Origin of the sequence: Frankia sp. CcI49, assembly GCF_001983215.1 — a bacterium.
In the GTDB taxonomy this organism is placed as follows: domain Bacteria; phylum Actinomycetota; class Actinomycetes; order Frankiales; family Frankiaceae; genus Parafrankia; species Parafrankia irregularis.
The window spans coordinates 238275-250596 of record NZ_MOWP01000014.1; the positions used below are offsets into that span (position 1 = coordinate 238275).

General features: G+C 74.3%; 5 protein-coding genes. 1 reads left to right on the forward strand and 4 read right to left on the reverse strand.

From position 1 onward, the window contains the following. Positions 1 to 74: 74 nt before the first annotated feature. The 3 genes from CcI49_RS12885 to CcI49_RS12895 all read right to left on the reverse strand — a co-directional run bounded on the left by CcI49_RS12885 (position 75) and on the right by CcI49_RS12895 (position 8328). Positions 75 to 4127: a SpoIIE family protein phosphatase gene (locus tag CcI49_RS12885; RefSeq protein ID WP_277872717.1), complete on the reverse strand. Its 4053-nt coding sequence runs from the start codon at positions 4125 to 4127 to the stop codon at positions 75 to 77. A 134-nt stretch (positions 4128 to 4261) separates the two neighbouring features. Next, a complete protein-coding gene (locus CcI49_RS12890; protein WP_083749481.1) occupies positions 4262 to 7030 on the reverse strand; it encodes a GNAT family N-acetyltransferase in 2769 nt (922 codons plus the stop codon). Further along, positions 7027 to 8328, reverse strand: a complete 1302-nt coding sequence (locus CcI49_RS12895; RefSeq protein ID WP_076826869.1) for an acetoin utilization protein AcuC — start codon at positions 8326 to 8328, stop codon at positions 7027 to 7029. The genes CcI49_RS12890 and CcI49_RS12895 overlap by 4 nt, the downstream gene beginning before the upstream one ends. A 200-nt stretch (positions 8329 to 8528) precedes the next feature. Between CcI49_RS12895 and CcI49_RS12900 the strand changes: the two genes are divergently transcribed. Further along, positions 8529 to 10175 (forward strand): AMP-binding protein, encoded by a 1647-nt coding sequence (locus tag CcI49_RS12900; protein WP_347280115.1) that lies wholly within the window; start codon positions 8529 to 8531, stop codon positions 10173 to 10175. 283 nt (positions 10176 to 10458) lie between these two features. On the opposite strand, the gene CcI49_RS12905 is transcribed toward CcI49_RS12900, so the two are convergent. After that, the gene (locus CcI49_RS12905) at positions 10459 to 11736 is read right to left on the reverse strand and encodes an RNA polymerase sigma factor (protein ID WP_076826721.1); all 1278 of its coding nucleotides are present in this window, start codon (positions 11734 to 11736) and stop codon (positions 10459 to 10461) included. Positions 11737 to 12322: the final 586 nt, after the last annotated feature.

A 12322-nucleotide genomic window follows, 5' to 3' on the forward strand; every position in this document is an offset into this window, starting at 1 on the left:
TGGGATCCGACGGCCCGGCCGCGAGAAAGCCCGCCTGCGCCCTCTCGATGGCCGGCCGCCGAAGGCCCGGACGATCAGAGGTCGTCCGGATCGATCTCCGCCCACACCAGCTTGCCTTCGGGCAACGGGCGCGTACCCCAGCGCACGGCGAGCCGCCCGACCAGGTCGAGCCCGCGGCCCGCCTCGTCGTCCGGGCTGGCGTGCCGCCGGCGCGGCATCCGTCCGCCGGCGTCGGTGACCTCGATCAGCAACCGCCGCGAGCTTCCGCCACCAGCGCCCGCGGCCCCGCCCGCGATCCCCATCCGTCGGACCCGCGCCGAAAGCGGCGACCGGCCGTGCACCAGCGCGTTGCCGACGAGCTCGGACAGCACGAGCACGACGGTGTCGATCACCGCGGGCGCGACCAGGGCGTTCTCCATGGCGACCCGGACGTGTGCCCGAACCTGGCTGAGACCGCCGGCCGGATCGACGGTGACGTCCAGTGGATCCACCGCCGGGCCCGCCTCGGGCAGCCTGGCCAACAGCAGGGCCACATCGTCACCCGGCCCCGACGCTGACGCTGAGGCTGACGCCGGTGCGGGCGCCGGGCCCGAACCCGGGCCCGGACCGTCCGGACGAGCACCGCCCGCCCGCGACCCGGCCGCGCAGGCGGCCCGGGCAAGCAGGTCGAGCCGGCCGTCCCAGTCCTCGGCCGGGCGGGCGAGCACGGCGGCCAGGTTCGACACGCCCGCGTCGATGTCGGTGGACCGCCCCCGGACCAGCCCGTCGGTGAACAGGGCGAGCAGCGCACCGGGACCCAGCTGCACGGTGTATTCGGTCATCGCGTCGCGGGCCAGCCCGAGTGGCGTCGCGACCGCCATGTACAGGCGCGACACCAGCCCGTTCGGAGCGACCACCAGCGGCGGCGGATGTCCCGCGCTGGCCAGGGTGAGCTGGCCGGTCTCGATCTCGAGCACGGCGTAGATGCAGGTGGCGATCAGATCCTCGCCGAGGTCGGCGACGAGCCGGTCGAGCTGGGTGAGGACCTCCACGGGCGGCAGGTCCAGCCGGGCGCAGGTGCGCACCGCGCTGCGAAGCTGCCCCATCAGCGCCGCGGCGCGCAGGCCGCGGCCCATGACGTCCCCGATGACCAGGGCCACCCGGCCGGCGCCCAGGTCGATGGCGTCGAACCAGTCACCGCCGACCTCGTCCGCATCCCCGGCGGGGACATACCGGGCCGCCAGCTCCAGGCCGGCCACGACGGGCATCCGCGGCAGCAGGGCGGTCTGGAGCGCACGGGCCTCGCCACCGGCCCGGCCACCGGCCTGGGCGCGTTCCAGCGCCGGTGCGGTGTGGGCCGCGATCTCGGTGAGGAACGTCAGGTCGTCCTTGGTGAACGCGGCCCGCTCACCGGCCGCGATCATCACCATGACCCCGGCGGGACGTCCACGCCGCATGATCGGGATCGCGGCGGCGCTGTGGCCCTCGGCGTCGCGTACCCAGCGGGCCAGGTCCGGGGCCAGAGCCCCGTCCAGGAAGGGCGCCAGGCCTGTGGACGTCGGCTCGCCAGGCAGCGCCGTGCCCTCCCCCAGGGACAACAGGACGGGCACGGTCCGGCCAGGCGAACCGTCGCCGTCATCGTCGCCGTCGGCGGCAGCGGCCAGCGGGCCGGTCGTGGGCAGCACTAGCGCGGGTCCACCGGGCAGCGGCGCGGCGGTCAGGCCGTTCCTGACCGCGGCGGCCACCAGGCGCACACCCGCGGTCGCGTCCGCCGCTTCCAGGTCGTCCACCGTGGGGTTCAGGTAGATCAGGCAGACGTCGGCGATCTCGCCGACCACGACCGAGGCCAGCGCGGCCAGCGCCCGGTCGGCGTCCGCGGCCGCGGCCACCGCGGTGCTGGCCTGCGCGAGCACCTCGAGCCGCCGCAGCGCCCCGTCGGCGACCGCCTGGTGGGCCTCGGCGGCCAGCCGCGCCGCGGCGAGCTCCGCCTCGGCCTCCTCACGGGCGACCCGCCGCCCGGCCGCCTCGGCCGCGAGCCGCTCGAACAGGGTCGCGCGCTCCAGCGCCTGCGCGGTCTGTTCAGCCAGCGTCAGCAGAAAGTCCTGGTCGTCGCCGCCGAACTCGCGTGGGTCGGGAAACCCCAGATGCAGCACGCCGAACGGCGCGTCCGTCGTCACCAGCGGCAGCAGGGCCCAGCTGTGCTCCGGACCGGACTCGACCGCGCCGAGCAGTTCCGCGACGGGCCAGCGCGCGCTCAGCTCGTCCCGGCTGCCCAGGAAGATCGGCCGCCGGCCGCGGACCACCTCGGCCAGCGGGTGGATCGCGCCGAGCGAGACCTCCGACCAGTGCGCGGCGTACTCCGCCGAGACGCCGACCAGGGCGTCGAACCGGAGCCGGTCGTCGGCGGAGTCGATCAGGGCGACCCCTCGGCTGATGGCACGCGCGGCGCGACCGCCGTGTTCGACCACGGCGGCGACCACGTCGTCGACCGTCACCGCCCGGCCGAGCGCCGTGGTGAGGCGGCGGGACTGTTCCCGGCGCCACGCCGCCTCGTCCGCGGCGGCGGCGACCGACGCCCGCGTCACCGCGGCGGACCGGGCCTCGGTGACGTCCGTGAACACGCCGACCCACTCGACGTGCTGGCCCTGCTGGCCGTCCACCGCCGTCGGCAGCAGCCGCGCGGTGATCTTCCGGGGGGCGCCGAGGACGTCCTGGACGGTGAACTCGCCGTCGAACTGCTCCCGGCGCTCCACCGCGGCGCGCCAGGCCCGGCGGACCCGATCCCGGTCGTCCGGGTGCAGCGCGTCGAGCCAGCCGAAGCCGGCGGTCTGGGCGCCCGACTGGCCGGTCATGGCACGCCAGCGGGGCAGATCCGTGTCCAGCGCGCCGTCCGGGCCGCCGTGGAAGACATCGGCGGCGGTGGCCTCCGCCAGCGCACGCTCCCGGGCCACGGACCGGCCGAGGTCGGCCTGGGCGGCCTTGGCGCGGGTCGCGTCGATCGCGACCAGGACCGCTCCCGCGGGCGCGCCGAGCCGGTCCGTGGCCGGGTACCAGCTCGCCAGCCAGGTCTGGTTCGGCCCCGAACCGCCCGTGGCGACCCCGATCTCAAGATCGGTGACCGGTTCGCCGGTCCGCAGGACCCGCCCCAGCAGGACGTCCATCTCCAGGCCGATGTCGCCGAGCAGCTCCGGCATCGTGCGGCCGAGGTGCTCGGCGGCGGAACGGCCGTTGAGGCTGGCCAGCACCTCGTTGACCCGGACATACCGGCCGGAGGTGTCGTAGAGGGCGAGCCCGACGGGCGCCCGGTCGAACAGCGCCTCGCGCAGGGCCTGGCCGACGAGATCGGTGGGCAGCGGCGGTGACGAGCCAGGCTCGGTGCCGGCGCCGGCGCCGGCACCGGTCGCGGACAGGGCCGGGACCGCGCTGCCCGGACCCACGGGACCGCCGGAACCACCGAAACCACCGGGACCGCCGCCCGCGCCACCTGCCGCCGCGCTGTTTTCGAGGGCCGGCCCGCGCCAGGACGTACCGAAATCAGACGGTGGCGCCACACCCGTGCCGGGTGGAGGCGTCAGCGGGAAGCCGGGGATGCCGGCGAAGCCCGACCCGGGCTCTCCCGCGAGAAGGGCTCCGTCCGTGCCGGGGCCGGCGGCCGATGCCCCGAACGCTCCCGGCCCAGGCATCCCCGGCCCAGGCCCAGGCGTGGCGGTCGGTGGCGGCGTGGCGGTCGGCGGCGGCATCGACGACGCTGCCGGCTGCGGGACGGGCGGCTGCGGATCTGACAGCGGAGGAACCGACTGCGGCAGGCCGGACAGCGGCGGTCCTGACAGCGGCGCGGCCGGTGGCGCCGTGGTCGGCGGCGGCACCGTCGGCGGCGGCGGGATCGTAGGCGGCGGCGCTGTGGGCGGCGGTACCGGCGGCCGTGCGGGCACCGGCAGCGGGAAGCCCGCCGATGACAGCGGCCCACGGGTCTCGCTGTCGTCATCCCCCACGAGGGGCTCCCAGCCGGACGGGGTCCGCTGCTGACCCACGGCGGCCCGCGCACCGGTGACGTCCGGGTAGGACGACCAGCCGTTCTCGCTGCTCTGGTCGTTCCAGCCGTCCAGAGCCCGGCCGAAGTCGTCCCAGCCGACAACGGGCGATCCCACCCGCTCCCCGCCCGGCTGGCCCGGAACCGGACCCGGGCCAGCCGATCCAGCGGGTTCGTCACCGACGGCGTCACGGCCGCCCGTCTCGGGGCCGTCGGACGGCCGGCCTGTTGGCTGGGCAGGGTACGGCGTGGTCATGGCAGACGATTGTGGACGGTGGGGACACGTTGTGCCGAACCGGGCTGTGTGTCGGCCTCCGCGACAAGCGCCGTGGCACCCGCCGTGGCGCCCGCCGGCGCGCCCTGGGAACCCGCCCGCCAGAAGCGACGCGGGCCCGCGTCGGCACGCGGGATCGGCGGGGCGAGAACGATCTCCGCGGAGAGCACGCTTACCCCGTCCGCCGAGACGATCACGGGCTCCAGGGCCAGCCGCCGCACCGCGCCGGTCTCGTCCACCAGGCGCGCCAGCCGCAGCAGCAGGTCCTCCAGCGCGGCGACGTCGACGGGGGCGGCACCGCGGTAGCCGAAGAGCAACGGTGCCGCCTTCACGGACCGGACCAGCCGAGCGGCGTCGGCGTCGGCCAGCGGGAGGATGTGGTGCACCCGGTCGCCGAGCAGCTCCGTCGCCGCACCCGCCAGGCCGAAGGACACCAACGGCCCGAAGCGGGGGTTCTCCTCGGCGCCGAGGACCACCGCCACCCCGGTCGGCACCATCCGCTGCACGACGATCGGGCCGTCCGGCCCGACGCGCTCCACCAGTGACCGCCAGGCCGTCCGGAGCACCGCCGGGTCCGCCAGGTCGAGGCGCTGCCCGCCCAGCTCCGGCCGGTGCCGATACCGGCTCGCGCGGGCCTTGAGTGCCACCGGCCAGCCGAACAGCTCAGCCGCCTCCACCGCTTCGTCCGCATTCCGGACGACCTGGCTGGGGACGACGTCGATGCCGTAGCAGTCGAGGAGCTCACTCGCGGCGCCGGCGGTGAGCCGGCCGGTCACACCGTCGGTCAGTCGCCGGGCCTCGTCGCGCCGAACCGGCGTGGTGGGGATGGTCCCCGCGGGCAGGGCACGCCAGTCGGCGTAGGCGACCGCTCCGCGCAACGCTCCGACCGCGGCCTCGGGCGTGAAATAGACCGGGAGCCCGGACAGCTCCGGTGGCACCCGCGAGCCCCGGACGGTGGCGAGGACGGGCACGCTGACGGCCCTCGCCGCGGCGGCGGCACCGAGAGCAGCCGGCGCCGGGTCCGGGTTCGGGCCCGAGTTCGGGCCCGAGTTCGGGCCCGGCAGCGAAGTGGGCAGCCGGACGGCGACGGTGATCAGCGCATCCGCCCGGGAGGCCGCGGAGACCAGCGCGGCCCGGAAGGCCTCGGTGCTGCTGCCGGCCGGCAGCAGCACCTCCTCGACCGCGAGCCCCGCCGCGTCCGCCGCCCGGGCGGTGAACCGGACCAGAGCCCGTGAGTCACCGACGACCGCCACCCGGTTGCCCGCCGGCAGCGGGCAGGTGGCGAGCAGCAGCGCGACGTCCAGCCCCTGGGAGACCCGGTCGACGCCGATCACCCCGGCCTGGCGCAGCAGCGCCTCGTCCAGCGGTGTCCGTTCGGAGAGGACGACGACCACCGGGGTGTCACGGCCCAGCCAGCGGGCCAGCCGGGCGAACTTGCGCGGGTTGCCGAAGGTCTCCAGGTGCATGAGGGCGACACCGGTCGACGTGTCCGCTTTCCAGAACTGGAGCAGGTCGTTACCGCTGACGTCGGCGCGGTCACCCGCCGAGACGAAGACCGAGAAGCCCAGCCCGCGCGCGGCCGCCGCCTCCAGCAGCGCTCCGCCGAGCGGGCCGGACTGGGAGTAGCAGCCGATGCGTCCGGGTGCGGGCAGCTGGTTCACCAGCGAGGCGTTCAGGCCGGCGGCGACGTTCTGCAGGCCCAGGCTCGCCGGGCCGACCACCCGCATGCCGCGGGCGCGGGCGTCGGAAGCGAGCCGGGCGTCCGCCTCGTCGTCGCGCTGGTCGGTCATGACCACCAGACCGCGCACACCGTGGCGGCCGCAGGAGGCGACCACTCCGGGGATCTCGCCCGGCGGCACGCACAGCACCGCCAGATCGACCGGCGGCGGCGTGTCCTCGACCGACGCGTACGCCCGCACCGAGGCGACGGCGCCGCCGGTGGCCGCCGCCACGGGGTTCACCGGGTAGACCGGGCCGTCGAACCCACCCGCCAGCAGGTTGCGCAGGACGATGTTGCCGAGCGATTCCCGGTCGCGGCCGGCTCCGATCACCGCCACCGCCCGTGGGTGCAGCAGCCGGTGCACGGACGCGGCCTCGGCCCGGTGCTCCCTGGCTCGCATCACATCGACGGAGCGGGTGGTGGGCGCGATGTCGAACGACAGGTGGGCGGCCCCGGACTCCCAGGCGCGCGAGACCGTGTAACCGGCGTCCAGGAAAACCCTGATCATCTGCTGGTTCTCGCTGAGCACGTCGGCGTCGAAGCGCCGCACCCCCCGCTCGGCCGCGGCGGCGGCCAGGTGCTCGAGCAGCACGGAGCCGATCCCGCGGCCCTGCTGGGCGTCCTCGACCAGGAACGCCACCTCCGCCTCGGGGGTGGGACCGGCGTCCGGTGACTGCCCACGCTCCCAGTGCGCGAGCCCGACGAGCTCACCACCGATCAGCGCCACCAGCGCGCCGCGGACCCGCTGGTCGACGTTGGTCGTCCGGGCGATGTCGGCGTCGCTGAGGCCGCGGCGGACGTTGAAGTACCGGAAGTAGATCGTCCGGGTCGACAGCCGGGACCAGAACGGGCGCAGCAGCTCCCCGTCCGCCGGCCGGATCGGACGGATGTGCGCCGTGCCACCGTCCGAGAGGATGACATCGGCCTCCCAGTGGGCCGGATAGTCGTGCGGCTGCGGTGATGGTGGCGGCTGCGGTGATGGTGGCGGTGGCGGTGGCGGCCCCGCGGCGGGCGGCGCGGCGCTCAACGGTCCCGGAGCGGGTCGAGGCCGTGCAGGGGCAGCACCATGTTGCGGGTCGCGGCCACCGCCCGGTCGAGCGGATCATCCTGGTCGCCGGCACCGGCGTCCCAGGGGTGGTAGCGCGTCGACGCGCCGTCGCCGAAGGTGGACGGCATCCCGGCGGCGCCGACCGAGGTGTGGCCGGTCGCCGCCCGCACCCTGGCCGGAGCCGCGGCCACCCATTCCTCGGGCAGCGCCCGGGCCCCGTCCAGGTTGGTGTGCGAGGCGATCGCCAGCAGCTGGGTCCAGGCCCGGGGAACCACGGCGTCCAGGGCGTAGCCGCCGCCGCCGCAGGCCACCCAGCGGCCCTCGCAGACCTCGTGGGCCAGGGCGTGCAGCGCCTCGTAGGAGGCACGCTGCCCGTCCAGCGACAGCCGCAGGTCGGCGAGCGGGTCGAGCAGGTGCGTGTCGCACCCGTGCTGGGTGACCAGGACCTGCGGCCGGAACGCGCGCAGCAGGACGGGCACCACCCCGGAGAACGCCCGCAGCCAGCCGGCGTCACCCGTGGCCGGCGGCAGTGCGACGTTGACCGCGGTGCCCTCGGCACTGCCCTCACCGACCTCCCGGGGGAAGCCGGTCCCGGGGAACAGCGACATTCCGCTCTGGTGCAGCGAGATGGTCAGCACCCGCGGATCGTCGTAGAACGCGGCCTGCACCCCGTCACCGTGGTGGACGTCGATGTCGACGTAGGCGACCCGGGTGGCGCCGGCCGCCAGCAGCCAGGCGATCGCGATCGCCGGATCGTTGTAGACGCAGAACCCACTCGCCGCACCGCGCATCGCGTGGTGCAGGCCGCCCGCGAGGGACACCGCATGGCGGTGGGTGCCCTCCCACACCGCCCGTGCCGCGGCCAGCGTGCCGCCGGTGATGAGGGCGGAGGCGGCGTGCATCCGGTCGAAGACGGGATTGTCCGCGGTGCCGAGCCCGTACCGCGCCGCCAGCAGGCTGCCCGCCGCCGAGCCCGGCGAGGCCGCGCGGACCGCACCCACGTAGTCGGGGTCGTGTACCAGCTCGATCAGCTCGTCGGCGGCCATGCCGGCGGCGGCGACGGTGAGCCCGGGTGCCTCCAGCAGGCCGGCCGCGGTGGCCAGCTCCATGGTCAGCGCCAGCCGGACCGGATGCAGCGGATGGGCCGGGCCGAAGTTGTAGTCGAGCATCCCCGGGTCCCAGACCACGAGGGTGCCGTTGCCCGGGCCGCCGTCCCCGGCGGCCCGGTCAGCCTCCGGGGACCCGACCGACCGCGACTGCACTGGCTGGACGTTCACGGACCCGCTCACACGACAAGACGGTAACTCCCGTGGCTCTCCGGCACGACCGCTCGTCGACTCGCGGGCGATTGACCGGCGAGGACACGTTAGGGTCAGATCACGTGGCGGGAGATGAAAGTCCAGCAAACGACGAATCGCGCGATCAGTCGCCCGCGGGCACGGGCCACTTCGCGGCCACCGGCTCCGGAACGTCACGCGTGGCGTCGTCACGCGCCGCACCGTCACGCACGCCGGTGGGAACCGTGCTGTGGGAGCCGTCGGCCCAGCGCGTCGCGGAGGCGTCCGTCACCCGCTTCCAGGAGTGGCTCGCACAGGACCACGGCGTGTCCTTCGCCGAGCGGACCGGGCTCGCCCGCTGGTCGGTCACCCAACCGGGCCCCTTCTGGGAGGCGGTCTGGGAGTTCTGCGCCGTCGAGGGCGACCGCGGCGACGGCCCGGCGCTGACCGGCACCGGGCTGGCCGATGCCCGCTGGTTCACCTCCGCACGCGTCAACTACGCCGAGAACGCGCTCAGCCGCCGCGGCCCCGCACCCGCGATCATCGCCGTCCGCGAGGACGGCGTGACCACCGTCGTCAGCTGGGACGAGCTTCGACGGCAGGTCGCACGGGCCGCCGCCGGCCTGCGCCGCCTCGGTGTCGGCCCCGGGGACAGGGTCGCCGCGGTGCTGCCCAGCGGCGCGCAGGCCGTGGTCGCGATGCTGGCGTCCGCGAGCCTCGGCGCGGTGTGGGCGTGCTGCCCGCCCGAGCTCGGCCTGGCGGACATCGCCGACCGTTTCGCCCCCATCACGCCGAAGGTGCTGATCGGCGTCGACGGGTACACCCGCGAGGGCCAGGTGTTCGACTCGGCGCAGTCACTGGCCGACCTTGCCCGCCGCCTGCCCAATCTGGCCGCGACGGTGGTGGTTCCCTACCTCGCGGCCGATGCCCTGACCCGGGCGGCGCAGGCGCGGACCCCGGCCCTGACGTCCTGGGACGACCTGCTCGCCGCGACGGAGGACCTGGCCTGGGCCCGGCTCCCGTTCGACGCGCCGCTGTGGATCCAGTTCAGCTCCCCGGACACCGGCGTGGCGAAGCCCGTCGTCCACGGGCACGGCGGGATCCTGCTGGAGCACCTGAAATCGCTGGTGCTCCACCTGGATCTCGGGCCGGACGACCGCTTCTGCTGGCTGGCCACCACCGGCGAGGCCACGTGGAACCTCCTGGTCTCCGGTCTGCTCACCGGGTCGGCGATCGTCCTGTACGACGGCAGCCCGGCCCGGCCGGACCTGTCGATCCTGTGGCGGCTCGCGGAGGCGGTCGAGGTGACCTGCCTGGGCCTGCCCGCCTCGTTCGTCGAGGCGTGCCACGGCTCGGGGCTGGTGCCGGCGAGCGTCGCCGATCTCTCGCTGCTGCGCACCGTGGCGGCTTTCGGATCGCCGTTCACGCCGGACGCGGCCGCATGGGTCTACGAGACGGTGAGCCCGTCGGTCGCCTTCAGCGCCATGAGTGGCGGTGGCGACCTCGGCGCGCCCACGATCGCGGCGCTGCCCACCGCGCCGGTGCGGGCCGGTGAGGCCGGCGCGGCGCTGGGCTGCGCCGTCGCCGTGGTCGACCCGGCCGGCTACCCGGCCAGGGGCCCGGCGGACGTCGACGGTGAGCTGGTCGTGACCATGCCGATGCCGTCGATGCCACTGTTCGTCTGGGGCGACCCAGCTGGATCGTGGCTCTTCCAGACCCGGCTGGCACGATTCCCCGGCTGGTGGTCGCAGAACGAGTACGCGCGCCTGACGCCGTCGGGGGCCTTCGCCGTGGGCAACGTCCTGTACCCGACGCTCCTGCCATCCGGCGTCCGCGCAGGCTACTGACACGCCGGCCGCTGACGGACCGGTCCATGGCCGGCTGGCGTCTGGCGGGCTGGCGTCTGGCGGGCTGGCGTCTGGCGGGCTGGCGTCTGGCGGGCTGGCGTCTCGCCGGTCCGGTTTCGACAGGCCGGCTTCCAATAGGAAAAGCCGGATCCTCATGGCGAGGATCCGGCTTCCGACCACCCGTACCGGAGCGAGGACGGCTGCCCCTGCTCCGGGCTGTGCTATGGGCGCCGGCCCGCGTTGCCGGCGCCCATCAGACGACCTCGGCCCAGCCGCCCGCTCGTCAGTCGAGGAACTCGCGCAGCCTCCCGGCCACGGCGGGCTTACGCAGCTCGCGCAGCGTGTCCCGCTCGATCTGGCGAATGCGCTCACGAGTGAGCCCGAGCCGGTTGCCGACCTCGGCGAGCGTGTGCTGCTTTCCGTCAGCGAGACCGAAACGCAGCCGCATGACCTCGCGCTCACGAGGGTTCAGCGCGCCGAGGACGTTGTCGATCTCGTCCTGCATCGCGCCGTAGGACGCAGCGTCGGCCGGCGACGTCGCATCCGAGTCCTCGATGAAGTCGCCGAGCACGGAGTCGCCGTCGTCACCGACGGACGTCTCCAGGCTCACCGTGTCCTGCGCGTAGCGGCGCAGCTCGACGACCTGCTCGATCGGCATGTCCAGCTCGAACGCGAGCTCCTCGTCCGTCGGCTCACGGCCGAGGGTCGAGACGAGCTGGCGCTGCAGCCGGGTGATCTTGTTGATCTGCTCGACCACGTGAACCGGGATACGGATCGTCCGGGCCTGGTCGGCCAGCGCGCGGCCGATGGCCTGGCGGATCCACCAGGTCGCGTAGGTCGAGAACTTGTAGCCCTTCGCGTAGTCGAACTTCTCGACCGCGCGGATGAGGCCCAGGTTGCCCTCCTGGACGAGGTCCAGCAGGGTCATGCCGCGGCCGCTGTACTTCTTCGCCACCGACACCACGAGGCGCAGGTTGGCGGAGACCAGCTGCTGCTTGGCGGCCTGGCCGTCGGTGACGAGCAGGCGCAGGTCACGGCGGAGGTCCTCAGCGAGGCCCTCGTCGGTCTCCAGCTTGTGCTCGGCGAACAGCCCCGCCTCGACGCGCTTGGAGAGCTCGACCTCCTGAGCGGCGTTGAGCAGCGGAACCTTGCCGATCTCGCGCAGGTACATGCGGACGAGGTCCGCCGTGCCGGCGTGGTCGGCGACGGTCCGGCCAGGCGTGGTGGCGCCGGCCGGGGCGCGCTCGCTTTCCTCTTCCTCTTCGACGAGGTCGATTCCAGCGGCGCCGAGACGTGCGATCAGCGCGGGCAGCAGCTCGACGCCGATATCAGCGGCCTCAAGGGCCTCGCGAAGCTCGGCACGGCTGAGCTCCCCGGTCTCGCGACCACGGGCGATGAGCTCGGCGACAGCGGAGACGTCGAGCTCGTCGAGCTCATCGGGGACCGCGGCGAGCGTGCGGCTTGGAGCGTTACGGACAGGAGAAGCGGAGCGACGGGGGCGCCGCGGACGCGGGCGTGACTCGTCGGTGCGCTCGGCTAGTTCCAGGGCAGGCAGCGTCATCAGTGGCAGATCCGATGGTCGGTGCGGGTGGGTCGTCTACTTCCTTGCACGTGGAGGTAACGACCGAAGAGGCGCAACCATTCCCGTGCAGGCACAGCCGGACGTCAGCGATCGCCGGGCCTACAGAGAAGTGTAGACCCCTGCCTTCGGGACGCTGAACCCGCTGTCGCGAAGACTACCTGGCAGATCGCGCGCTGTGGTGAGAACGAGCAACTATCTCGGCGGCTTCCACGGTCAGTCCTCGACTGTCAGTGACAGTTCACAACGCAGCGTCGCCGTAACACCACTTTCGGGAGTTCGATCCAGAGATCGGCGTCACCTTCCGCGCGCCGCGACGAGGGTCCACCACGCACGCCCTCCGCCCGCGAACACCATCCAACCAGCTGCGCCGATGCCACAGAGAGACGATCAGGCCACCGACAGACCGACTCCGTACCCCCATGAGCGCCTCTTCACCCATCCGGAGCGCCGCCACCAGCGAGAGACGGATCACATCCGAACCACACGGCCGTCGGCACGACGTGAGCCGATCCACAGACAACCAGCCCGCCGTCGCCGACGGATGTATTCCGGGTAACGACTCGCG